Source organism: Methanolobus profundi (assembly GCF_900114835.1).
In the GTDB taxonomy this organism is placed as follows: domain Archaea; phylum Halobacteriota; class Methanosarcinia; order Methanosarcinales; family Methanosarcinaceae; genus Methanolobus; species Methanolobus profundi.
The window spans coordinates 136,154-159,833 of the sequence record NZ_FOUJ01000002.1; the positions used below are offsets into that span (position 1 = coordinate 136,154).

The 23,680-nt window shown below is 42.6% G+C and carries 23 protein-coding genes and 1 tRNA gene; 10 read left to right on the top strand and 14 right to left on the bottom strand.

Annotated elements, in window-relative coordinates:
* Positions 1-2: 2 nt before the first annotated feature.
* The 3 genes from BM008_RS05800 to BM008_RS05810 form a co-directional block, all read right to left on the bottom strand.
* On the bottom strand, positions 3-725 hold the full coding sequence (locus tag BM008_RS05800; protein ID WP_091934635.1) for a tetratricopeptide repeat protein: 723 nt from the start codon (positions 723-725) through the stop codon (positions 3-5).
* Positions 726-756: 31 nt separating this feature from the next.
* On the bottom strand, positions 757-1,425 hold the full coding sequence (locus BM008_RS05805; RefSeq protein ID WP_091934638.1) for an HAD family hydrolase: 669 nt from the start codon (positions 1,423-1,425) through the stop codon (positions 757-759).
* Positions 1,426-1,489: 64 nt separating this feature from the next.
* Entirely contained in the window at positions 1,490-4,666 is a 3,177-nt protein-coding gene (locus tag BM008_RS05810; RefSeq protein ID WP_091934641.1) for a tetratricopeptide repeat protein, read from the bottom strand.
* 153 nt (positions 4,667-4,819) lie between these two features.
* Between BM008_RS05810 and BM008_RS05815 the strand changes: the two genes are divergently transcribed.
* Positions 4,820-5,419, top strand: coding sequence for an IMPACT family protein (locus BM008_RS05815; protein WP_091934644.1), 600 nt, complete (start codon positions 4,820-4,822; stop codon positions 5,417-5,419).
* A gap of 114 nt (positions 5,420-5,533) precedes the next feature.
* Positions 5,534-7,990: a tetratricopeptide repeat protein gene (locus tag BM008_RS05820; RefSeq protein WP_091934647.1), complete on the top strand. Its 2,457-nt coding sequence runs from the start codon at positions 5,534-5,536 to the stop codon at positions 7,988-7,990.
* Between the two features lie 376 nt (positions 7,991-8,366).
* Here BM008_RS05820 and BM008_RS05825 read toward each other — a convergent pair whose 3' ends face one another.
* Positions 8,367-8,828 carry a DUF5788 family protein gene (locus BM008_RS05825; RefSeq protein ID WP_091934650.1) on the bottom strand — a complete coding sequence of 154 codons (462 nt, stop codon included), beginning with the start codon at positions 8,826-8,828 and terminating at the stop codon, positions 8,367-8,369.
* 229 nt (positions 8,829-9,057) lie between these two features.
* Between BM008_RS05825 and BM008_RS05830 the strand changes: the two genes are divergently transcribed.
* Positions 9,058-9,888 carry a PrsW family intramembrane metalloprotease gene (locus BM008_RS05830; protein WP_245747924.1) on the top strand — a complete coding sequence of 277 codons (831 nt, stop codon included), beginning with the start codon at positions 9,058-9,060 and terminating at the stop codon, positions 9,886-9,888.
* Between the two features lie 122 nt (positions 9,889-10,010).
* Positions 10,011-10,619 (top strand): hypothetical protein, encoded by a 609-nt coding sequence (locus BM008_RS05835; protein ID WP_091934656.1) that lies wholly within the window; start codon positions 10,011-10,013, stop codon positions 10,617-10,619.
* A gap of 12 nt (positions 10,620-10,631) precedes the next feature.
* Here BM008_RS05835 and BM008_RS05840 read toward each other — a convergent pair whose 3' ends face one another.
* The gene (locus BM008_RS05840) at positions 10,632-11,432 is read right to left on the bottom strand and encodes a CBS domain-containing protein (protein WP_245747925.1); all 801 of its coding nucleotides are present in this window, start codon (positions 11,430-11,432) and stop codon (positions 10,632-10,634) included.
* Positions 11,433-11,622: 190 nt separating this feature from the next.
* On the opposite strand from BM008_RS05840, the gene BM008_RS05845 reads away from it, so the two are divergent.
* A complete protein-coding gene (locus BM008_RS05845) occupies positions 11,623-12,009 on the top strand; it encodes a hypothetical protein (protein WP_091934659.1) in 387 nt (128 codons plus the stop codon).
* 44 nt (positions 12,010-12,053) lie between these two features.
* Here BM008_RS05845 and BM008_RS05850 read toward each other — a convergent pair whose 3' ends face one another.
* The 3 genes from BM008_RS05850 to BM008_RS05855 form a co-directional block, all read right to left on the bottom strand.
* The gene (locus tag BM008_RS05850; protein WP_091934662.1) at positions 12,054-12,569 is read right to left on the bottom strand and encodes a gamma carbonic anhydrase family protein; all 516 of its coding nucleotides are present in this window, start codon (positions 12,567-12,569) and stop codon (positions 12,054-12,056) included.
* Between the two features lie 45 nt (positions 12,570-12,614).
* On the bottom strand, positions 12,615-12,746 hold the full coding sequence (locus BM008_RS15215; RefSeq protein WP_281246266.1) for a hypothetical protein: 132 nt from the start codon (positions 12,744-12,746) through the stop codon (positions 12,615-12,617).
* 102 nt (positions 12,747-12,848) lie between these two features.
* Positions 12,849-13,649, bottom strand: coding sequence for a carbon-nitrogen hydrolase family protein (locus BM008_RS05855; protein ID WP_245747927.1), 801 nt, complete (start codon positions 13,647-13,649; stop codon positions 12,849-12,851).
* A gap of 276 nt (positions 13,650-13,925) precedes the next feature.
* Here BM008_RS05855 and BM008_RS05860 point away from each other — a divergent pair, with 276 nt between their 5' ends.
* Both BM008_RS05860 and BM008_RS05865 read left to right on the top strand, forming a co-directional pair.
* The gene (locus BM008_RS05860) at positions 13,926-14,363 is read left to right on the top strand and encodes a MarR family winged helix-turn-helix transcriptional regulator (protein WP_091935599.1); all 438 of its coding nucleotides are present in this window, start codon (positions 13,926-13,928) and stop codon (positions 14,361-14,363) included.
* Between the two features lie 8 nt (positions 14,364-14,371).
* Positions 14,372-15,610 carry an MFS transporter gene (locus BM008_RS05865; RefSeq protein ID WP_091934664.1) on the top strand — a complete coding sequence of 413 codons (1,239 nt, stop codon included), beginning with the start codon at positions 14,372-14,374 and terminating at the stop codon, positions 15,608-15,610.
* Positions 15,611-16,095: 485 nt separating this feature from the next.
* Here the strand turns inward: BM008_RS05865 and BM008_RS05875 are convergent, their stop codons facing one another.
* From BM008_RS05875 to BM008_RS05890, 4 genes are all read right to left on the bottom strand, one after another.
* Entirely contained in the window at positions 16,096-16,587 is a 492-nt protein-coding gene (locus tag BM008_RS05875; protein WP_091934667.1) for a hypothetical protein, read from the bottom strand.
* A 317-nt stretch (positions 16,588-16,904) separates the two neighbouring features.
* Positions 16,905-16,976, bottom strand: a tRNA-Gly gene (locus BM008_RS05880).
* A gap of 165 nt (positions 16,977-17,141) precedes the next feature.
* Complete coding sequence (locus tag BM008_RS05885; RefSeq protein WP_091934669.1) at positions 17,142-17,675, bottom strand: J domain-containing protein; 534 nt, start codon at positions 17,673-17,675, stop codon at positions 17,142-17,144.
* A gap of 337 nt (positions 17,676-18,012) precedes the next feature.
* Entirely contained in the window at positions 18,013-18,666 is a 654-nt protein-coding gene (locus BM008_RS05890) for a flavodoxin family protein (protein ID WP_091934672.1), read from the bottom strand.
* A gap of 260 nt (positions 18,667-18,926) precedes the next feature.
* Here BM008_RS05890 and BM008_RS05895 point away from each other — a divergent pair, with 260 nt between their 5' ends.
* Both BM008_RS05895 and BM008_RS05900 read left to right on the top strand, forming a co-directional pair.
* The gene (locus BM008_RS05895) at positions 18,927-19,517 is read left to right on the top strand and encodes a diacylglycerol/polyprenol kinase family protein (RefSeq protein ID WP_091935602.1); all 591 of its coding nucleotides are present in this window, start codon (positions 18,927-18,929) and stop codon (positions 19,515-19,517) included.
* Positions 19,518-19,588: 71 nt separating this feature from the next.
* A complete protein-coding gene (locus tag BM008_RS05900) occupies positions 19,589-20,299 on the top strand; it encodes an alpha/beta hydrolase (protein ID WP_091934675.1) in 711 nt (236 codons plus the stop codon).
* Positions 20,300-20,354: 55 nt separating this feature from the next.
* Here BM008_RS05900 and BM008_RS05905 read toward each other — a convergent pair whose 3' ends face one another.
* Together BM008_RS05905 and BM008_RS05910 are read right to left on the bottom strand one after the other, a co-directional pair.
* Positions 20,355-21,563 (bottom strand): aspartate aminotransferase family protein, encoded by a 1,209-nt coding sequence (locus BM008_RS05905; RefSeq protein ID WP_091934678.1) that lies wholly within the window; start codon positions 21,561-21,563, stop codon positions 20,355-20,357.
* A gap of 183 nt (positions 21,564-21,746) precedes the next feature.
* Positions 21,747-22,643 (bottom strand): mechanosensitive ion channel family protein, encoded by an 897-nt coding sequence (locus BM008_RS05910; protein ID WP_177187988.1) that lies wholly within the window; start codon positions 22,641-22,643, stop codon positions 21,747-21,749.
* A 258-nt stretch (positions 22,644-22,901) separates the two neighbouring features.
* Between BM008_RS05910 and BM008_RS05915 the strand changes: the two genes are divergently transcribed.
* A complete protein-coding gene (locus BM008_RS05915; RefSeq protein WP_143072293.1) occupies positions 22,902-23,666 on the top strand; it encodes a hypothetical protein in 765 nt (254 codons plus the stop codon).
* The last annotated feature ends 14 nt before the right edge of the window (positions 23,667-23,680 follow it).

Sequence of the window (23,680 nt, forward strand, 5' to 3'; positions counted from 1 at the left end):
GATCACTCCTTATTTTCAATTACTTCATGATATATTTCCTTTCCTGCAAAATTTCCCATCATATAATACTGGCGAACCTCGGGCCCAAGACCATCTATTATATGCTCGATGGAGTCAAAGCTCTTTGACAATTTTTCAACCTGTCCTTCTGTGACAGAACTTCCTTTCTCATGTTCGAAATAGTCTTTGAGTATTCCATCGATAACACCCTTGAAGTGCCAGTCCTGAACTGATGATGGAGTGATCGCAATGGATGTCTTGTAGAGTTTAAGGATATCACCCTGCATACCCATTCCCACCAGGGCAATCAGTTTGCCGGCAAGGGATTCAAGGGACCCTGGTGTGCTTTCAAGCAGTTCATCATAAATAGAGAGTGCATCCTCGAACCTTGTCAGTTTGTTAAGAAGCATCCCATGATGATTTCTGACCTGTGCATCTTCCGGGAACTTCTCACTGGCCTCAGAAAGATAAGTAAGAGCATCTTCATTCATTTCCACCATTTCAAATACCATGGAGGTCTGCAAGAGCCTTTCCTTTTCATCTTCGATCTGCATCAGGAAAGCTTCTGCAAAGCCAATGCCCCGCTCTGTCTGCTCAAGTCCGTGATAAGTGGCAACGATCTGAAGAAGATATTCCATACTCGGAGTGTCACGGAAAGTCTCTTTCAGATTACGAAGGTTCTCTGTTAATGCAGCTTTCATGTTCGGTTCCGTATTATCATCCATGAAAGTATATTGTAGAGATATATTTAAAATCTTACGAATTATCGCATAAGTGTCCTTTCTCAAGGATGTTGTAAAGATATGCCTGCAACGAAGCATGATCATTCAATATCATGTCCGCCTCGGATAACTTATCAGGAGTAATATACGTTGGTACACCCACACAGTAAAGACCCGCCTTTTTTGCAGACTCCACACCCATAGGAGCATTCTCCACCACGATACATTCCTCTTTGCCGATACCCAACATCTCAACGGCCTTAAGATATGGCTCAGGGTACGGCTTTCCATAATGCACATCTTCACCGGACACTATCACATCAAAGATACCCGGGAAGAACTGGTCCATGAAAGATTCCACTGTCACTCTCTCAGAACCTGTAACAACAGCCAGCTTGAAATCTTTCTTCAGAACGGACAGGCACTCCACCATACCTTCGAATGGCTTTACATCAGCGATACTGGTGAATATCTCGATCTTCCTTTCCAGTATGCTGTCATACATGTCCGGATCAAGTTCCCTGCCTGCTTTCTCAAAGAGCCACTCAAGTCCTACCCTGTGATTGGCACCTTCAACCTCATATATGTCAGCAGGAGTTACATTGACACCTACTTCACTGGAAACCTGGATCCATGCCTGTGCATGATACGTCATAGAGTCCACAAGCACACCATCCATGTCAAAAATAAGGGAACTTAGCATGGGCTCTAATTATTCTAATGCAGGATAAACCTTATGTGACAAAGTGTGACAATGCTTCCCAGGGTCACACTTCGGTCGTAGTTGTGTTGCTATCACTATACCATCTCTCAGGCAGAGTGTAATCCAGCGTATCACTGTAAACGGATGGCAAGAAGAACTGTGTTCCTCTGTCATCAAGTGAAACTGTGAAGCCAGGATCAATGGAATTGAGCTTCTCCCTTGTTGCATCGGCCGTAACTGACTTTCCAACACGATACAATGCGAACTGCTTGTTGTACAGTACAGATGTGGAATTTGGATCGATCGCCAATGCCTTATCATAACTTTCAATGGCATCATCCACTTCACCCATGACATTCAACACAAAACCCTTGTTGTACCAGGCAGTGATACATGAAGGATCAAGTTCCAGTGCTTTATCATAGAAAGCTATGGAGCCCTTGTAGCTGCTTCTCATATAGGAGAGCGTTCCAAGGTGATACCATGCAGAAGCACTTGTAGGATCAGTTGCTGCTGATAGCTCGAAAGTGGAATATGCATTTGCAATGTCATCCATTAGATAATAATTGAAGGCTTTCCTGTTAAGGACATTCACATTATCCGGCTCAAGCTCCAGGATGGAATCATACGTTGTAAGAGCATCCTCATAGTTACCAAGTCTTTCGTAAATGGACGCCTTCCCCAGTAGTGCAATTGAATCCTCAGGAGAAAGGACAAGTATCCTGTCATAGAAACCAATGGCAATATCATAACTACCAAGTCCTTCTGCTGCACTGCTCTGGAACCTCAGGACGGTGACATTCGTCGGATCGTACTTCAGCACATTGTTGAAAGCATCTATGGACTTGTCATAGCTTCCTGTCTGGTATGCTGCATATCCGGTCCTGTACCAGAGGTCGGTGTTCTGAGTGTCCTCCTTCAGCATTGCCTCATAGTACGGAAGGGATTCGGAATATGATCCCAGATGATCGTAAGATGATGCTATATAGTTGAGAGCATCGTAATTTGAAGGTTCATCTGCCAGAACAATTTCCAGTGATCCTACAGACAACTGATAATCTCCGTTGTTGTAGTGTGATAATCCCTTATTGTACCATGTCCTGACATTATCAGGCTCGAACATAAGGGCCTGTTCATAACAATAGATAGCTTCAGAGTATTTTCCAAGAAGGTCGTAGGCTGATGCCATACTTCCCCATGCATCGACAGACTCCGGATCAAGAAGTATCGCCTTTGTATAGGAATCTATAGCTTCCTGAGGCATTGACATCCCTTCATAGCTTGAACCTCTGGAAACCCATACCTGGTCATAGGTCACAACCTCACCTAGTATCTCAGAACCGTCTACTGAATAGAGATTACCATAGGATAGAGAATCCGAACCGTACCAGATGAACAGATCAGAACTGAAAACATCATCATCCATTACCCCGAAGAGCAGAGATGATCCGGAATAATCTGAAGATGAACTGTTGCCCTGATCAAGAAGTTCCTGGTTAACTGTTAACTGGAATCTGGCAACTGAATGTGAAGGGTCCAATACAAGGATCTGCTCATAACATTCAATGGCCCCTTCATACTTTCTAAGTTCATGCAACGCATTGGCCTTTCCAAGCCATGCATCTATTGACCCTGGATGAAGTTCGAGTACTTCTCCATAAACATCCGCAGAATCATCATACTTCTCAAGGTTGTCAAGGTCAAGTGCCTTGTTATAAAGAGCTGCTGTAAAGTTGCCTTCAAGTTTTACAGCCTTAGAGTATGCTTTTTGTGCATCATTGTACTTGCCAAGCTTATCATAGACCAGGCCAAGATCATAATAGACCTTTGCACATGACCTGTCAGCTTTTAGTGCCTTATCATAAGAATCAGTAGCTTCCTCATATTGCTCAAGGGCCTCATATGCTTTTGCCTGATCATACCACACTACAGGATGACCGGATTCAATGGCGCCTGCATTGCCAAATGCCTCGACCGCATTCTCATAATTGCCCATCTTGTAGAAAGCAAGACCTTTATTGAACCAGAGCAAAGCAGAATCGGAATCAAAATCAGGAGTAGCCTCATAACAATCAGAAAGCTCTACAGCCACGCCGAACAGACTGGCACCGGTACCGAAATTATTTGTTCCGGAGCTATCGGAACCAAGTTCCAATGCTTTATCATAAGCCTCTATAGCTTCGGCATATTTACCCATGGAATCTAAGAGATTGCCTTTGAGGGACCATACCTCACCATTTTCCGGCTGATAAAGAAGCACCTGGTTGTAAGCTTTCAGAGATGATTCATAATTTCCGAGCTGTTCATAGAGAACTCCCATCTGATACCAGGCATCTACAGCATATGGATCTTTGGTCACAATAGCATCATATTGCTGAACAGCTTCCTCGAGCTGGCCTATGAGCACAAGGTCCTGTGCTTTATTGTTGCGTGCTCTGATGTTCTCCTGATCGAACTCAATGGCCTTCTCATACGAAATAATAGCTTGCTGGTAATCCCCAAGAGCATCATAGTTCACGCCTTTACCATACCAGTGATCAGCATTGTCAGGTTCTACCTCAAGTGCCTTATTATAGATATCAATAGAATCATTGTACTTACCAATACTATACAGACTGGCTGCATTTATTGAAAGTGCTTCTGATCTGGAATTAGAAAGATCAACGATCATATCATAATATACAAGGGACTCGTTGTATCTTCCAAGTTCTTCAAGTGAAAGGGCCTTCCAGTACCATACACTTGGAACTCTTGTATCAAGACCTCTGTCATCAATGATATGACCCTGAGATATCCCCAGAAGGGAGAATGTACCGATATCAAAGACCTCTTCATAATCTGAGACACTTTCATTTGATAATAAGTAAAGGGACTCATCATAGTGCAACAAGGCCCCTTCGTTATCACCCTGACCTGAAAGCACCATACCTTTCTTGAAATGGGCCGCAGGGGAATCCGGATAACTGGAAAGAATATCATCATATATCGTGGATGCTGAATCATATTTACCCAACAGGATATAGGTAGAACCCTTATTGTCAAGGACCTGGATATTATCTGGATCAGTTTCAAGGACCTGATCATAATAGGTCATCGCTTCCTCATAGCTACCATTCATTGTCAAAGAAGCTGCAATTGAGATCGAACCCCCTGGATCCTGCCCCAGACTGTCAGCTAAAGGGCATAGATATAGGCTGGACAATAGTAAGATAACAAGGAGGACAGGGTTTTTAAACAACATAACATTACCTGAGGTAGAGAATTTAATGCTAATGATCGTATCTAGATTAAATAGTGAGTTTTAGTATTTACGTATATCTAAATATTTGTGAACAATATATGTGCAGAATATTATAAAAATCATTTGATGAGAATACAGAACTGGTGAATTAACTTGCTTATTTACAGAACATTGAAAGAACAGGGTTATGCCCTGAAAGAGATAAAGAACTCGACCTTTATAGGATATGCCAGCCCTGTCCGGGATGAGAATGAAGCAAAGGAGTTCATAGATCTTGTAAAGAGCAAGCATAATGATGCTAATCACAACGTATCTGCATATCTTATCAATTCCAACAATGTACTTGCAATGAAATACGATGATGATGGCGAACCTTCGGGAAGTTCTGGAAAGCCCGTATTCAAAGTACTTGAGATGAAAGAGCTCAGCAATGTTGTGGTGGTGGTGAGCAGGTATTTCGGAGGGATCAAACTTGGATTCGGAGGGCTTTCCAGAGCATATAGGGAAGCTGCTGTGGAAGCCATTGAGAATGCAGGTATCATGGAAGTTCACGAAAGAACACGCATTGTGATAAGATCAGGTTACCCGGACATAGATACGGTAACAAAACTAGTTGAAGGGGCAGCAGGTAGCATCATTAAGACAGACTATTCTGATGTAGTGGACCTTGTGGTCGAAGTTGATTCTGAGATGGCAGAGGATCTTATAGAAAAGATTATCAACGTGACCAGTAACAGGGTTACTGTTAAATAAGATACTTCCACCTAAAACCAGGGTCAATACTATCATCTTATATTATTTTCCCGTGAGAAAATAAATAAGAAGACCCCCATTGCTAATTACCATCACCAAAGAATCGAGAGCACTATGTCCAAAAGAGCAAGAGATATGGCATTCAGGCACTTCAACAAAGGAGTAAGCCTTATTGAGAAAGGACTTCATGAGGATGCGCTTGACATCCTGGAAGAGGCAGAAGAACAGGCTAAGGAAGCGGACTCACCTCAGATACTTGTTGCGGTGCTTCAGACATATGCAGACCTGTTGTTCGCACATGAAAGAAAAGATGAAGCACTTACAAGGTACAGTGCTGCAGCGGACATCCTTGAGAAAGAACCGGAACACCTGTCCAGTGAACAGAAAGCCAATATGTTCAGCAATATGGCACTGGCACTGGAGAATGCAGGGAAGAATGAAGAGGCAAAGGAAAAGTACGAGGTCTCTGCACAGGGCTACAGGGAACTTCTCGATGAAGAACCAGATAACATATCATATTTATCAAATGCCGTATCCACATTGAACAACATGGGAGCTTTGCTTGCTGAGATGGGAATGAATGGAGAGGCACTCGATACATTTGAAGAGGCATTCGACCTCCATGAAAGAACATCCGGGGACAAAGAAGATGATGGATACCAGCAAAAAAGAGCCACCATACTTGAGAACCTGATGAACATACCACTGGAGAATGCATCCGGAGTGGATGAACAAAGATATACCAGATTACTGGAACAGTATGCAGAGATAGATACCGAAGATAAGGGGTCATCAAAAATGTCCACAGCTTTGCAGAACATTGCTCATATGCTTGAGAAGGAAGGAAAGACCGATGAGGCATTCATGAAACTGGAAGAAGCACTTGAAACGGTTTCCAGACAGTTCGATGAGATGCCGGAAGAACCTGCGAACAGGAAGATGCTCATTGACATTCTCAGGGATATGAACAGGCTCCTGGAAAATGAAAACGACTCCGGAAGGATGCTGGATAAGTATGAGCTAATACTGCAGATGTCCAGGAAACTGCTGGCTTCCATGCCTGAAAATATGTCATATCAGCTTAATGTTGCCTTTGCTCTTGATATAATCGGCAACCTGCTAAAGGATGAAGGCAGGATCACTGAGGCAATAACAAGAATAGTGGAATCTGTTGATATTGCAGTCAGTGTACTGGAAAGTGAAGGGGATGAACATTCTTCCCTGCAGGATATGATGATCATCATACAGGATATGGTCTCACTTATAGAGCTTACTGATAATGAAGATACAAGACTTGAACTTTACAATGATCTGCTGACCAAGATAGAAAAGGCAGGTCAGGAGAACCTTGAACTCGGCCTTATCTGTGCAGAGATATACAATGAGACAGGCAGGATGCTTGCCGAAAAAGGAAGAAGTGATAAAGCTATTGATGATCTCAGAAAAGCATTCTCTATCTATGAAACTGTCAGTCATGCCACTGGAGATAGCTCAAAGATGAATGCCATCAGGAAAGATATTGCCCAGATGCAGTTCACACTTGGACAGTATGATGATGCTCTGAATATCTACATGGAGCTTATCAGAGCAGGTAACATCGACGGAGAACATGCCAGCAGGATAGATGAGATACTGTCCGAAAAGGAAAAGATGGCAGATAACACCGGAAACGTCGATATACTGAAAAAAGAGTATGATTCGATCCTTGACATCAGGACGGAACTTCTCGGAATGATACCTGACAGGGACGGGAAGAATGCTGAAAAGATAAGGGTGATCCAGGAAAAGATAGCTGACCTGATGGTTGCAATGGGAATGAACAGAGAGGCACTCCTAGCATATGAGCAACTTCAGGAGACAGGCACTGATAACAGATATCTGGACAGGATACTGAAACTCCTTGAGAAGATAAGAGTGGCTGCAGGAAGTTACAATGATGCTGAGAAACAGGAAGTACTGGAATTCCTGCTTTCAAGATATAACAGTCTTGCAGAAACTAATGGCAATGACGCTGTCATCGTAGGTAACAGGGCATCTGTTATCGAGAATATAGCATACATCCTTTCTGAAAGACAGGAAGCTGAAGAATCAGGATATATGTACAGCTATGCACTGGAAGCATATACCCAGCTCTCTGAACTTGAACCGGATAACTTCTTCCCTCATGAAAGGATCGCAGCGATCCATACAAGGATAGCTGAACTCGCTGTAAATGTAGGAGACAGCGAAGAAGCTATTTCAAGATACGACATGGCACTTGGCACATATAGCTCACTTATCGATGCTGACCCTTCGAATATAGGATACCAGCTTGATCATGCCAGCGTCCTGGATGGTATGGGTGCTCTTTACCTCAGCCTTGAGAAACATGCCGAAGCAAAGTGGTGTTATGAAAATGCCCTTAAAGCCTATGGCCAGATCATGGAATATGACCCAGGGAACAAAGCATACCGTTCCAATGTTACAATAACCCTTGAGAACCTTGGCTATGTGCTTGAGCTCATGGGAAGAAAAGAAGATGCAATGTGGATGTATGAAAATGCCAGAAAGATAGATGAAGGCATTGAATAGGGCGAAATGACAATAACCCCGCATTCCTTATAACAAGGAATGCAATCCCTTTTTTCGCTCATACTCCACTTGGTTGACGGATGGAATGTGGACGGTGTGTGCAAACGTTTTTGAGAGATACTGAGGGGAAAGTAGCTCGGTCCACATTCCAGTGCAATCCAATTCCGTTTTTTGGCGGGTAATAATGTCCATATCGTACCATTTGGGACATTTGGTCACATCCATCTTGTATGTGACACACTTCCAACTATCAAGACATACTATATAAATATATCTATACTATTATATCTAATCATTATCATCATTATGAGGTGCTTTATTGCATACTTTACAGGACTAACCTACATGAAGCAATATTGAAAAGAAACATACAACTCTATTCCAGGGTCCCGGCATCCTTCAGGAACTGTAACCACCTGCGTGCTTCAATAACGCGTTCCTGAGAAAAACGCTCTTCGAACTCTTTTTCTTTCTCTTTTGCAGTTCCATCCTCTATCTCTCTGAGATCCATGATAGCCCGGAGAAGACCAGCAGTCTCATTGAAGAGAGCTTTTGCTTCCTTTCGAGTGAGCTCCTTTGTCTTCAGATCGAGCTCATCCTCTTTTTCCTTTTCCCGAAGATAGGATACATATTTATCAATATGCTCGATATCCTCATCTGTCAATTCATCTTTATTGATGAGCTCCCAGACTATATCATGCAATCTGCATTTCTTTCCCTTTATCTCCACGGAATATGGAACTTCCTCACCAACCCAGAAAAGACGGGCATGAAGTGCTGCAAGCAATTGCTTTCGTTCCCATTCAGAGAGCATATCCTCTTTGGTATTCCCTGTCATTTTGACAACTCCATGATAAGTGAATAGACCACACTATATGATCGCAAGTTATATTAAAAAGTCGAAGGAACAAAAATAGAGTTCATTTAAATAAGGAAAACACAAATATTATTGAAGAAGTCCCAGATGGAACCGGTCATCAAAAAGCTGCATCCGGAACTGTTACAAAATACCAATAACAACAGGCAGAAAGCATACAATGGAAGAACACGAGATATATAGTGGGAACGTGAAAGAAAGAAATCTATCCTGGCTCAAAGTATTCACAGGTGGGCTTCTACTATACATATTCGGAGTATTTGCACTTGCAGCAACACGCAATACCAACATATTCCCCACTGTGGTCATGCTCGGCAATTTCCTTGTCCCGATCACCTATGTAGCATTCTTCTATCAGCGAAGGCACCTTAGCAAACTTGATATGCCCACAACAGCATGGGCTTTCTTCTACGGAGGGTTGTTAGGTGTCCTAGCTGCAGCAACTCTGGAACCTATATTCCTGTCACAGCACAAGCTGTACTTTTCCTTTGAGGTTGGATTGATAGAGGAGTTTGCCAAGATACTAGGAGTATTGATCATCGCCAAGCGTTGCTCCCATGATTCGGAAATGGACGGGCTTATCCTTGGTGCTGCATCGGGCATGGGTTTTGCTGCACTTGAAAGTACAGGATATGCATTCACTGCATTCCTGGCAAGTGATGGAAGCCTTACCCAGACAGTGATAATAACCCTTGTCAGAGGTGTTATCGCACCAATAGGACATGGCACATGGACAGCCATACTTGTGAGTACAATGTTCAGGGAAAGCGGACCCCGGGCATTCCATATCAACTACAAGGTCATTGGAGCCTATCTCACTGTGGCTGCACTTCATGGGTTGTGGAACGGCCTGCCGGAGGTACTTTCAATATTCCCGATCCCTGCGGTGAACGTTTTCACCGGACAGGTACTGGTAGCAGCAGTCGGGTTCTTCCTTTTGTGGAGACGATATGAGGAAGCAAAGAAGCTTCAAATAGAACGTATGGAAAGTGGGATCCCACAATCTGATTGCTGGAAATGATGCTGTTTAGCACATGCAACCTCATTTCAAGAAATAATCATTTTATAGAAGTTTACCGTTGTTCTTATAGAATATATCAGGCTGGAACATACTGATATTCATTTTTGTGGTTGGTAAATTACATGAATACAGAGAACACGCTCGAATGGGATATCGATGTATCGATATTGAATAACAGGTTCGTCATGGGAGAACTGATGAAAGTACTTGGGATCGCTGCAGGCATAACCGCTGCCATTGTGCTCCTGATAAGTCTTCCTGCTATCCTTGAAGGAACTATCAGCTCTAACAGTAGTAATGCAAGGGGGATGAAATATGCTCTGATACTTTTGGGCATAACTTTTCTTTTGACAGCATTGTTCATATTCGCATATTATGGGAACAAGTATTCTCTATCATATACTATCGATAGCAAAGGTGTGAGCACCCTTACCAGAGAGGATCAGAAGAGCAGGAACAATAAACTGAACTTCCTTATCGTGATCATAGCTATCCTTGCACGTAGTCCCTCTGCAGCAGGAGCAGGCTTCCTTGCAAGCTCACATCAGAACCAGGATGTGAAATGGAAGAAAATAAAAAAAGCGAAATTCTATCCTGACAAAAACACGATAGCGCTCTCTGCAGGATATGGAGAGAAGAGCATTGTTTTCTGTAAAGTTGAGAATTACAGCAGGGTTGCAGAGCTGGCCAGATCGAACTGTCCTGATACATGTAAGATAATTGAAAAATGAAGGGGAGACCCTTCAGTCAAGACATGTACTGTCAAGGCATTCTCTTAGAAGGGAGAATCTGTCCACCATTCCTACAAGATGCTTGTCATCAGTGACACATATACGTCCTATATTGTGGTCCACGAGTGCCTCGATGGCTTTTGAAACCGATGTTGTGGAACTGATAGAGTACAGAGGTGTTGACATCACACGCTCGACCTTCGGTGAATCACCTGACAGACTGTCATGTGTGTCGGCAGACCGGTTACCTGTCCGTATGAAACCAGCCTTCATGAGATTGCTCCGTGTTACGATACCAAGCGGCTCATCATCATGCGAGATAACAGGTATGCCTGAGTATTTCCATTCAAGCATGTTGCCCCATACTCTGGAAACGTTGTCGTCATTATATGCGGTAGTCACCTTTGTGTTCATTATCTCACTGACCTCTTTGCGATGCAGTTTCATGAGATGGACATTGTGAAAGATGTCCTTGTCACTGATCATACCTGCGATGGACTTGTCGGTGGAAGAGTTCAGGACAGGAGCACGGTGCTGCCTTGAATCAAGGAGATGTCTGGCAGCATCCCGTACATCCATGTCAGGGGTTATTAGTGGGAACTCGTGGGCATAGCCATTAACTGTGACACCTGACCTGTTGGACTGGAGCCTAAGGACATCATGGTCATCCAGTATGCCTGTTACCCGCCCATTGGCATCAAGTACCGGAAGACTATGCAGATGGTTATCGCGCAATACATGCCTGGCATGTGTCATCAGATCATTCTCCCTGATGCAGACAGGCTCACTTGTCATTATGTCCCCTACGATCATTTGTTTCACTCCCTAAAGTTAAGTATTCTGACAGGTCATGTTCCTCCATCCCAACGGAGAATACAGGCCTGTTCACTCCCAATTAATATTAGTATCCAATAGTATTTGTAAATCCCGCCAGTCAAACCTACTAAAGACATTCAACCATTTACCCATAGACTATTATGTAAAAGGGTACAAGAACAGATATATGACATTCGATATCGTGATGATAGTTATATTCCTGCTCCTGCTCGCAGGACTTGCTATGTCTTATTTTGCTTTCAAGCTCAAGAAGCAGGAATACGAAGCTACGGGGAAGTACCCGAGAGGACATTACATGGGACAGGGACTTGCCATTGGTATCGCTATCGGGATCCCCATAGCTTTTGCACTTGATAATATCTTCTTTGGATATATGGTGGGTCTGGTCATCGGCACGGTCATAGGTTCACGCAATGAGAGTAAACACGAGCATGAGCTAAGACCACTAACTCCAAGAGAAAGAGAACTGAGAAAGAAGACCATCCTCATATTCGGAGCGCTCTTTGCCATAGGACTGTTCATTTTTGCAGCAATGGTCTACTTCAATTTCTGAAACGATCCCATTAATAAAGAAAAGATAAGGTAAGGTGGCAGGATCTACTCGTCCTGAGCCATCCTGTATTCTTTCAGCAAACTAACATACTCTGCTGCATTCTCTTTTACGTGAGTGATATCATCATCTGTCAGCGGTCTCTGAACCTTGCCCGGAACGCCTACTACAAGACTTCCTGCAGGTATCTTCTTTCCCGGTGGAACAAGGGCATTTGCTCCGATGATACAGTTCTCACCTATCTCAGCACCATCCAGCACCGTTGCATTCATCCCGATGAGTACGTTGTTAGCTATCTTACAGCCATGCACTACAGCACAGTGACCTATAGAGACATCGTCACCGATCTCAACACCATATTTGTCAGATGTGTGTATGACGACATTATCCTGCACGTTCGTTCTCTTGCCGATGATGATAGAACTTACATCTCCACGGATGACCGCCCCGAACCAGACACTGGAATGATCTCCAAGTACAGTATCACCGATAACGGTTGCATTCGGAACTATGAAAGCTGTTGGAGAGATCGATGGGGTTTTTGACTTGAATGGAATTATCATGATATCACTCTTTTAAAATGGTCATTATAGACAGCATAAAATCGATCATTTTTGCTTTTCAGAGCTTTTATTTTCAGTCTTGTCCTTGTCTTCGGATCCCCCATTATTACCAAGGTCAACTACCAGGTGGTTGCATCTTCCACTTTTTGCTCCACATATTTTACAATATCTTGCCATGTAATTCTCCTCTTAGATAATTAGGGCATGTTTATAGAATAAACCTGTGGGTGTTTTGTGGAAAAGTGTTCCAATTAACAAAAATAAATTAAAGTTTCAGCATCAATAAAGATCAGTTCTAATATCATTGAGAATAGACCCTTTTTGTTTGATATCTTTTGCCTGGTCAAGGTCGATTTCCCCGATGAGAAAAGTTTCCGCATTTCCAGCTTCTTCCAAAACACGACCCCAGCCGTCCGCGATCAAAGACCCACCGGGATAGACCGTACGCTTTCCCTGTCCAACTCTATTGCAGGCGACATGAGGTAGCTGATTCTCGATAGCTCTGGAAATGGACATGATCCTCCATGGATGAGCATAAAAGTCAGGGATCTCGGCTGATGATACAAAAAGGTCTGCACCTTCAACAGCTAATTTTCGTGCAACTTCAGGATAGCGAAGTTCGTTACAGATAATGAGTCCGACTGAAAGGTCATGTTTTTTCAACCTGATGGGAGCTATGCTGTCCCCGGATGCAAAATATTCTTTTTCCGGTCCGTAAAGCTGAACTTTGCGGTGTGAGCCTGCCAGTTTCCCCGATTCTATACAGAAACCCAGATTATACTGGGAAGGGAGATGATCATCTTTATTTATTGTGCCCTTCTCTCTTCTTTCTATTATTGAACCTGCAAGGATACAGTCATGTTCTTTTGAAAAGTCGCAGAGAGCTTCAATTGTAGGACCAGGAACAGATTCGGCAATCTCCTCGATCCGCTCATAGCAAAATCCAGTGGAGAACACCTCAGGAAAAACAAGCAATTCAGCTTCTCTGAAAACTGCTTCTTCTGCCATTTGAAGAGCATGGTGCAGATTATCATTCTTTGAACAAACAGAGACATTCATCTGGATGCAGGCAACTTTCACTGGTTTCACTCACCTTGAGATGAAGTATAAGAAATTGCACTAAATAAAGATAACCTGTAGTGATGATCATGTTTAGTTAATAGAAGCAAGATCATCAGAATCAGTCCCAATGTCAGCAGAAGAAGAGTGATCATCATAGCTGTTATGGCTCCTTCTTTGATCCCATACATTTAGTTGCATCAGCAACTATATATCTGATAGAGATGTATTCAAGCGAAATTGGTTGCATCTGCAACTAATTATCCATATATTCCAATGAACCTCAAAGGTGTACAAATGCAGGATAATGAATTCAGTGGAAAGTTCATCTCATATCTCCACCGATATGGACAGATCTATATCGATAAAAAGATCGAACCATATGGAATAGGAAGTGGACAGTTCTCTTTTCTTGTGCGATTGTACCACGAGGATGGTGTCAATCAGGAATCTCTTTCAAATTACCTGATGATCGATAAGGCCACTACTACGAGGGCTATAAAAAAACTCGTTGATGAAGGCTATGTTATCAGGAAGACGGATGAAAAGGACAAACGGTCATACCTGATATTCCTTACTGATAAAGCGAAAGAACTGGAACCTGAGATGAAAAAGATAGCTTCCGAGTGGGAGAACATCCTCTTCTCTGGTTTTGATAAAAATGAAAGAGAAGATATCGTGAACTCACTTGAGATTATGTTCAAAAACGTGTCCGAAACAATGCAGGATAAATAGGTCTTACAATGCAATTTAAAAAAACTCATCTTCTAATGCTTTGTGTCACTGCCTTTTTTGCAATGGCAGGAAGTGCTATTTTAGCACCGGTATTACCAGAGATGGTAGCCCCTCTGGGTACAACATCCCATGAGATAGGACTAATGATATCGGTCTACACGATATCGACAGCTATTTTCACTCTAGTTATCGGACATTTTATTGACCGTGTGAACCGTAAAAGCATACTTGTTCCCTGCCTTGTTATCTATGGCCTGATGGGACTTATCAGTTATTTTGTCTCTTATCTGCAATTGCTTCTTGTCATGAGATTCATACAGGGTATTGGCGTAGCAGGAATGATGTCTTTGTCTATGCTGATCGTAGGAGATGTGTACAAAGGCCATGATAGTTTACATGCAATGAGCAGAGTCAGTATGGCTATTGCCATTGGAACGGTGTCTGCACCGCTTATAGGCGGAGGACTGGCAATTCTGGGGTGGAACTATCCATTTCTATTTTATGCACTTTCACTGCCATTCGCTGTTCTTGTGATATTTTTCCTTCCGGAAACAAGTGTAAAGAAAGAAAATGATAGCCATAGCGGCATAATCGATGTGTTCCCAGTACTCAGGGATCTGCGAATACTATATACGGTCTTCCTGAGCTTTGCTATTTTCTTCCTGTTGTTCTCAGTGATCATCTACATGCCATTCATGCTCAAGGCTGTGTTCGGTTATACGGCAAAGCAAGCAGGATATGTATTGGCTTTCGAGGGAACGGCAGTCATTATAATGGCATCCCGTGTAAAGACCCTTGTCACAAAGTATTCGATGATACAGGTTATTACCGCTGGTTTTGCACTTGTCGGGCTGGCAATATTAGCTATTCCATTCACGAATTCAATTGTAACAGTTCTTCTCTTAATGCTGGTATTTGGTGCAGGTTACGGGCTTGCCCAAACCACGAATGATGCACAGATCATTCGCATCTCCCCTTCTGGATCAAGAGGTGGAGTGTTATCTATGCACAACACTATGAAGTACACCGGTCAGAGTCTTTCACCTATAGTGCTTGGTATAGTCCTTCTGCATTCTGACATCAACACGGTCTTTACGTTATCAGGGATCCTGGGTTTGCTCATTGCTCTGACAACATACCTGATGAAAGGCCACTTTGAAAGAATAGATGAGGAGATACATGTCAAAAGTACGAAAACATCATTGCCTTATTCAGTTTCACCTGAACCTTTGGATGATAGGGTTTGAATCAGAGATCCAATCATTCTACAGTCATTGAGTAGTGGTTGGGTAATTTATGTACCCGACCATGCACACTTTTTTGAAAATAGAGACTTAATCAGTATCTTGTTGAGAAGAGGATAATTCTTGATTTCAGTAAGCCTGTTTACTCAGTTGAAAGGCAGGATTCAGAGGCTATAAGGAAGAAGATACTGAGTATTCCATATTCTGACTGGAAGAAAATGGGATTTTCAAAAAGTACATTACACTACATGAAGAAGAATGCTGAAGCTGACAAACCGTTCACTCTTAATTCTCATGTTAGGAAAAGGTTGGAGATATGGTGAACAGAATCATAAAAAAAACAATAATAGGGGATTTTAATACACCTGAGACTTTAAAGGATTTTTTCCTTCTTTCATTTGCAATGAAGTAAGGAATCTCAAAGATTATCGAAATCCTCTTGTAATTTATTGCTGCTGGTTATTTTACCTGAGGCTACCAGAATGTAATTATCTAACCATTATATTACCAGTAAAGGGATAGTATATATAAGGATCATCATCATCCTCATTGTCTGCAGGGCCTAGGTACACAACAACATTCTCTCTGTCGCTGTAATTATCAAAAGCCAGATAAATGTTTCCATCATTAGTTTCCGATATACCGTTTATTCTTGCCTTTACATTATCACAACAGAGGTACAGATAATCCTCCTCTTCATCTACATATAAATATTTCACATCAGCATTCATTGTAACAAGTCCAATTTCTTCCAAATTTGCTACAGCCTGCATTCTTCCTGTTACATCATCCCCGGTCTTTAGTGCTGTGAAGGACAGGGTTATCTTTGCACCACTTTCGTCTTCGATATAAAATCCTCCACCGGTTACTATGTTGCTTATTGCTGAATCTGGCAATGATACAGGCGGTGCTGCTGCTGTGCTTGCTGTTAATGAAAGCAAAACTAAAAGTCCAAGTATCAAAGTGTATATTTTCTTCACTTATCATCTCCTCCTTCTAAATTCTACAATATAGTTATCTACATCTATAGAGACCACTATTAAGAAGGCAGGACATGCCAAGAATCACCACATTCAAAAAAAGAGGCAGTTATGCCTTACCAACCTCTAAAGACCAAAATATACTCCCATATACAATTCGTATTTCATTGTATTTATTCATTTGCAATAAATTTAATGAGTAAAAGTACAATATATTTTTTGAAAAATCTGCTTTTTATTAGACAGATTTTTGCAGTGAGAGTATATTTATTTTAAGATTCCCCTTTTTTCTTGTTAACTATATCTCCAAAACAAAATGCGACTGCCGGGATTCGAACCCGAGTTCAGAGCTTGGGAAGCTCCGGTCATAGCCACTAAACCACAGTCGCACATTAAAAAGATCGTAATAAGTGATATTGCATCTGACATTATAGATTTTGTGGTAGTGAGAAAGACATTACACATGTGGTTTTTGGAAGCCACTGGCATGTAAATAAGTCCAAAACAAGAGGAATCGGTAAATTAGAAAAAAGAATGTGGGGTTGGAAGATGAATTATGTCAATTCTCTCTTCAGGATCTTATGAGCAACATTGAGCTGCTTGAATTTCTCAGTGTCTCCGGTCGGTTTATCCGGGTGTAGCTCTCTTGCAAGCGTTTTATACTTTTCATTGATGACCGTGAAATCGGTCTCATCATAGTCGCAGCCAAAGAACTCGCGGGCTTCCTGACGCCTCTCATAGATATCTGCATCTTCCCTGAACTCGGAGATGAACTCGGACAACGTATTTTCCTCTGAAAGGACCCTGTTAGCCTCGATCTCAATTACCTTTGACAGGACATAGAGATTCTCAACATAGTTCTTCTGCATATTGTGGCTGTAATGCATACGTTCGTCTGCTATCCACCAGGTTGCAGAAGCCTTGGTCTTCTTCATTGCCATACGCTCAAGAGGGATCTCAATATCATTCTCATTGACACCGATCTTCCTTAGAACAGTAATTATATTATTCTGAAATTGCACAGCCCTTCTGGTACTGGCACCCTTAACAACCACAGAACCGAGCTCATGCCCTTTTATTTTAACCATTTGATCCACTCATTTTCGTTTTTAGAGACTTCACTAGTACCATGCTCCCTTATATAACCATATGCCTGATCAAAAATGACCATTCCCACCGACACGCACTAAAGCGCATTCGGAAGTAAAAAAGAGATGAACATCTCATCAGGAAACAAGAACAAGATATTGAGATGATGGAAAATAGTATGCAGAAACAATAGGAGAAACAGTATTGGAAATACTAAGGGAAGATCGTATGAGAATACCCTATGGACCTGTGTGGGTGAAGGAGAGGGGATCAAAGGTCCGATATTCTCATACTTCATCATCGAAAAAGTAAGTCAGAGGTATTCTACCCCGACATTCATTCCTTTGAGTTCAGGAACCCGGCTATGTTCTTACCAAGTTGCTTTGCACCCTCGAATGAGAGATCCTGATCCTCGATCTTGTTGATACCTACGGAATCCACCGTTGCGTCAGGGCCGTATATCATGGAGATACCACTAAGCTCGCACTCATCACCATAACCACAACTTACGCATGGGACATTTCCGAGGATCTTCACATCACCTACGACCTCCATGCCCTCTTCCTGCATATACGCAGCAACAGCATTCACAGCAGTCTCAGCGACCGGTGGTGCCTCTGGCATGCATGGAACAGCCGAGGTTATGATGATACCTCCGGGTTTTCCTCTCATGTAACCTTTCTTATGCCTGATGGCATACAAACGCTCAAGCATTGCCTTGGTCCCTGAATCGATGGATGAGTAAGGTGTGTAGCCTGCAACTATGAGTGCATCCGCATCCTTTACCTTCTCCGCGATAACGTTACCATCATCGCCAATGATACAGACATTTGTATTAACACATTTCAGACATGCCAGACATGGCTTGATAGTGTACTCGCTGAGCTTGATGAACTCCGTTTCCAGACCGGTTGCATCCAGTGCAGCCTTAAGTGCCCTGTCAGTGTTACTTTCAGGGATAGGTGAACCTGATATTCCTATTACTTTCATTTTTTAGCTCCCTTGATCGATATCTGCCCGCTACGGTTAAGCCCGGACATTTTTGTGATACCTGTATTTTGGGAGTGTACTGTAATATACTTAATCGGCACTGGAATGTACAAAGATATGTGCTGGTATAATGGAGTGACCATCGAAAGATATTGTCAGATCATATTGAACTGGTCTTCAATTTCTCATCTAACAGACCTTCCCATCATTTCCAGATAACATTGAACTCTATTTATATCTTGAAAAACAGAATAACAAATATGGCACCCGGAACCTTCAAAGACGAGATATTTCGCAAGGCATTTCACCTTGCATCCGTTGCTATCGTTCTGGTATACTACTTTTTCGGAAAAACGACTGTTCTCTACTTCATGACATCCTATCTTATCATTGTCCTGATCATCGAGCACTTGCGCCTGGACCGTGGATACAGATTGCCTTTCGTACATCACCTACTGCGCAGGGAGGAAGAGACAACACTTGCAGGACATATCTACTTCACACTCGGAGCTATCGTAGCAGTTTCCATCTTCAGTGAGAACGTTGCCTATGCAGCATTGCTTATGGCAACCTTCGGGGACATGAGTGCAGCACTGATAGGCAAGAGGTTTGGCAGGAGAATGATATTCAGGAACGTAAAAACCCTTGAAGGCTGCATTGCCGAATTCATCGTTGACCTTGTTATTGGATGTGCACTGCTCTCTGACCCTGTTATCGCAATTGTCATGGCACTGGTTGCTACGGCTGTGGAAACCGGCTTTGAGAAGATAGACGACAATCTTGCAATTCCTGTGTTCTCAGGCTTTGCAGGGGAACTGCTGGTGATACTTACAACCTACATGAACTTGTAGAATATTATAGAATATAGTGAAAAAGATATCAATTTACAGATACATTCAACTTGTAATAGACGGAGAGAACAATGATCGAACATGATATTCTTATCGATAACATCCCGGCAATCCTATGGGGAGAGAGCAGCTCAAAGCTGTTTGTGGCAGTCCATGGGAACATGTCACACAAAAAGGACAGCCCTATTTCTATTCTCGCTGAAGAGGCAGTTCCTTTGGGTTATCAGGTACTTAGTTTTGATCTCCCCCAACATGGAGACCGAAAAGACGAAACAGCACCCTGTAAAGTTCAGAACAGCATCAATGACCTTTATAAGATCATGAACTATGCACAAACAAATGCTACCGATATCTCACTATTTGCCTGCAGCATGGGAGCATATTTCAGCCTTCTTGCCTGTAAGGAAATTCCCTTACAACAGAGTCTATTTCTCTCTCCGGTAGTTAACATGGAACACATAATTGACAATATGATGACATGGTTCAACGTAACCGAGGAACAATTGAAGGCTGACCAGGAAGTCCACACACCCATTGGACAAACATTGTACTGGGATCACTACTGCTACGTTAAAGAAAATCCGATCATTCAATGGGATTGCCCTACTGCGATCATTTATGGAGAAGAAGATAACATTTGCGAATATGACATCGTGAGTTCCTTTTCAAAGGAATTCAATTGTGATCTGACAGTAATGGAAAATGGCGAACATTACTTTCACACACCAGACCAGCTCAGCTTTTACAGAAAATGGTTGACAGAACATCTTTGCAAGTTGTGAATGATCGTCTGTGATCCTGAATTAAAAAAGAGAAAAAAAATGAAGAGAATGGCGATCAAATGCCACTCTTCAATACACTTGCGATCGCATCTTCCATTATCTGCAAACCTTCTTCAAGTTCATCCTCAGTGATATTCAGTGCAGGGAAGATCCTTATTCCAATACCCTGGGTCTGGGTGACAAGCAAACCTTTTTCCAGACATGAATCTTTAACCTTCGTGGCGATATCCTCATTCCGGAACTCGATCATAATAAGAAGTCCTTTACCTCTGACCTCTGCAACCACATCACTATATTCAGCCTGCCATTGTTCCATCCGGTCCAGAGCAATTTGACCCATTCTCTCTACATTCCCGGATATATCATTGTCGATCAGGTACTTGATAACTGCATATGAAACAGCACATCCAAGGGGATTTCCACAGTAGGTACCGCCGTGGTCACCTATCTCGAACTTATCTGCTACCTCTTCAGAAACAGCGAATGCACCAAATGGGAAACCGCCTGCAATCCCTTTGGCCATGGTCAGGAAATCTACTTCCACACCGCATTCACTGGTCAGAAAAGCAGGACCCGTCCTGAAGAATCCGGTCTGTATCTCATCTATTATCAACAGGCTGCCGTTCTTTTTACACAGATCACTGACACCTTTCAGATACTCACTGGAAGGTATGCGAATTCCACCCTCACCCTGAATAGGTTCTATTATCACTGCTGCCACATTCTCGTCCAGAGCTTCTTCCATTGCATTCAGGTCATTGTATGGAACAAAGCGATAATTCGGCATCAGAGGATGATACCTGTCCCTGCTCTTGGCCTGACCTGTGGCAGATGCTGTACTGATCGTCCTGCCGTGGAAACTCTGATAGGTTGAAACTATCTCTGGCCTGCCTGTAACCTTTCGGGCCAGCTTGATAGCAGCATCGTTGGTCTCAGCCCCGCTGTTCGTGAAGAAAACCCTTGTCAGATTGGAAGGAAGGATCTCCTGCATCAGGGACAGCAAACGTGCACGTGCCGGAGAATATGTCAAACCCGAATTAGGATTCTGTATGATCTTTTGCCCCTGTTCCACCAGAGCATCAGTGATGACAGGATTCGCATGTCCAATACATGTCACACCCCAGCCGGCTGTAAAGTCAAGGTATCTTCTTCCTTCTTCGTCCCAAACATAAACTCCCTCTCCCTTCTCAACGGAGATCTTTTGTTTCACGAAGAATGGTGCAAAATACTTGTCTTCTGCTTCAAATGTTTCCTTGCTTGGCATTGTTCATCACTTCCCTATCAGGTAGGGTTACTTATGTGGAACGACCCCAATTTTTATCAGGGATACGTTACAATGATCTGTAGAAGTTATTCCACCTTTATCAATCTATTGAGATGACCCGTCAAGTCTGCTATAAGACAGAGGACTTAAAGTAGGATCGAGCCGCATCCCAAAAAATAAACATCATTTACCGACGGGTCTCAGCTCATTGAGCATCATACTCGTTATCTGATGCCTGACCTGCTCCCTGCGGTCATATGTTGACTTGTAGTAGACGGTGATCTTAACACCATCTCTGTCAGAACCGAGGAAAAAGCTCACGCTGACATCAAGGGTGTTCCAGACCATTTCCTTCAACGCCTCTACCTTTGCAGGCAGATCCTCTGGAAGGTCATCCATTTCAAAATACATATCGAACTCGTTCCTGAACTTTCCCCTGCCATGATTCTTGATAGGTTGCTCAAGGAAGACCTTGTTCGGGATCTTAAAGAAATCATCATAAGTATCAGGCGTGGGAGTTACAACCACATAGAAAAGCCCGATATGCTTCACCTGTCCTTCAAGGTAGTCATCCTCACCAACCCTGATATAGTCACCGATCTTGAAAGGCTTCTTTGTAAGCAGGATGAACCAGATGAAATAGGAAAGAATGATATCTCTGATAGCAAAGGCAAAACCCGTGGTGATCAGACCAAGGAAGATGGCTATGTTATTGACAGTAATACCAATATACCAGAAAACCGCCAGCGTAGCAAGAAGATATACGAACCAAAGGTACATCTTGCCCATAAGTATGCGTTCCTCGATCTCTCCCATTTCCTCAAAATAATTGAGAAAACGATTTACGGTCAGTTTCGTGAAAAGTGTAGCTACGGCATAAGACACAAAAATGACAACTAGGGCTTCCAGTGTACCTGTCACAGCTTCCGGAACAGATATCAGATGCCTCTTATCAGCAGCAATTATTCCAAGGGCAATGAGGATCATCACTGCAAAGAACATGAAGAAAGAGTTCAATGACTTGTGCATTAGTTTTGACCTTACATATATCAAGCCACTTCTCGGTGTCTTTTTACCCATATACAAATGCTCCTTCATCCAGATATTGACCTTCTATTTATCGATGGTCTATCTATATCAGATCATCGACATATTCTGACCGGAGCCAGATGCAACTTTTTTAATATCATGCACACATACGAATATTTACTTACGCTATTGAACGATTATATAGACAGTGGATAGGAGGGGAGTAGCATAGACACAAAAAAGCTGATCATAGTCTTGATGATAATTCTGCTGTCTGTTATTTCAGTCAGTGCTTTCTTGCGTTCAGAAATGGAAGTGAATGATACAAACAGTATTTCCAGAGTAGATGATACAGAACAAAATTCAGGCATCATTTCAAAAGTAGATATTGAAAGTGGTCTTATTGAAGTTTCAGATGACTGGGATTCTTATGAAACAGTACTTATCAGCTCAGAGAAACTAAATGTTTCCGCATGGGAGGGAAACATAAACCTGACGTTAATGGATAAGAATATCGACATCATGATCCAGACATCCGGTGAAAGAACGGACAGTATATGGTACAAAGGTTTTGCTGATGGCAACCCTGATAATAACGTCGATATTAGCATCAGAGATGAGGGAGTGTACGCATCCATAACCACCTATGACCGGATGTACAACATATTTCCAACCGATATTGTTACCGACGGAGAGACCGTCCATCTGGTATCTGCGTACAATATTTTGGATACACGGGCACTGGAGGAAAAATACCCCATAGACCCTCTTACATTTGAGGTGATCAATGAGGACAACGTAGAACATGACTTTGCCATTGAGGTCTATGACCCATATCGCAATCTCATATTCAATGAGAGCTATTCGCTGCAACCCGGCGAGACCATCCAGTCACCTGAGATCAGCAAGGAACTCGGTTTGCATCGTTATGTGTACACACTTGACAATGATGAAAAATTCACAGAGAACGCTAGAGTTGAACGTTTGTCCGAGCTTGGTTCTTCTCAACGGGTCTCATTCATATTCATAGATGACCCTGAGATCCAGATGGCGATCAGGACAGAACAGGCATAAAAGTCCGATAAAAA

What these genes read in the sequence shown, in the direction of transcription:
- BM008_RS05800 (WP_091934635.1), bottom strand. Translation starts at nt 725, where the DNA reads ATGGATGATAATACGGAACCGAACATGAAAGCTGCATTAACAGAGAAC.
- BM008_RS05805 (WP_091934638.1), bottom strand. Translation starts at nt 1,425, where the DNA reads ATGCTAAGTTCCCTTATTTTTGACATGGATGGTGTGCTTGTGGACTCT.
- BM008_RS05810 (WP_091934641.1), bottom strand. Translation starts at nt 4,666, where the DNA reads ATGTTGTTTAAAAACCCTGTCCTCCTTGTTATCTTACTATTGTCCAGC.
- BM008_RS05820 (WP_091934647.1), top strand. Translation starts at nt 5,534, where the DNA reads ATGTCCAAAAGAGCAAGAGATATGGCATTCAGGCACTTCAACAAAGGA.
- BM008_RS05825 (WP_091934650.1), bottom strand. Translation starts at nt 8,828, where the DNA reads ATGACAGGGAATACCAAAGAGGATATGCTCTCTGAATGGGAACGAAAG.
- BM008_RS05835 (WP_091934656.1), top strand. Translation starts at nt 10,011, where the DNA reads ATGAATACAGAGAACACGCTCGAATGGGATATCGATGTATCGATATTG.
- BM008_RS05840 (WP_245747925.1), bottom strand. Translation starts at nt 11,432, where the DNA reads ATGATCGTAGGGGACATAATGACAAGTGAGCCTGTCTGCATCAGGGAG.
- BM008_RS05845 (WP_091934659.1), top strand. Translation starts at nt 11,623, where the DNA reads ATGACATTCGATATCGTGATGATAGTTATATTCCTGCTCCTGCTCGCA.
- BM008_RS05850 (WP_091934662.1), bottom strand. Translation starts at nt 12,569, where the DNA reads ATGATAATTCCATTCAAGTCAAAAACCCCATCGATCTCTCCAACAGCT.
- BM008_RS15215 (WP_281246266.1), bottom strand. Translation starts at nt 12,746, where the DNA reads ATGGCAAGATATTGTAAAATATGTGGAGCAAAAAGTGGAAGATGCAAC.
- BM008_RS05860 (WP_091935599.1), top strand. Translation starts at nt 13,926, where the DNA reads ATGCAGGATAATGAATTCAGTGGAAAGTTCATCTCATATCTCCACCGA.
- BM008_RS05865 (WP_091934664.1), top strand. Translation starts at nt 14,372, where the DNA reads ATGCAATTTAAAAAAACTCATCTTCTAATGCTTTGTGTCACTGCCTTT.
- BM008_RS05885 (WP_091934669.1), bottom strand. Translation starts at nt 17,675, where the DNA reads ATGGTTAAAATAAAAGGGCATGAGCTCGGTTCTGTGGTTGTTAAGGGT.
- BM008_RS05890 (WP_091934672.1), bottom strand. Translation starts at nt 18,666, where the DNA reads ATGAAAGTAATAGGAATATCAGGTTCACCTATCCCTGAAAGTAACACT.
- BM008_RS05895 (WP_091935602.1), top strand. Translation starts at nt 18,927, where the DNA reads ATGGCACCCGGAACCTTCAAAGACGAGATATTTCGCAAGGCATTTCAC.
- BM008_RS05900 (WP_091934675.1), top strand. Translation starts at nt 19,589, where the DNA reads ATGATCGAACATGATATTCTTATCGATAACATCCCGGCAATCCTATGG.
- BM008_RS05905 (WP_091934678.1), bottom strand. Translation starts at nt 21,563, where the DNA reads ATGCCAAGCAAGGAAACATTTGAAGCAGAAGACAAGTATTTTGCACCA.
- BM008_RS05910 (WP_177187988.1), bottom strand. Translation starts at nt 22,643, where the DNA reads ATGGGTAAAAAGACACCGAGAAGTGGCTTGATATATGTAAGGTCAAAA.
- BM008_RS05915 (WP_143072293.1), top strand. Translation starts at nt 22,902, where the DNA reads ATGGAAGTGAATGATACAAACAGTATTTCCAGAGTAGATGATACAGAA.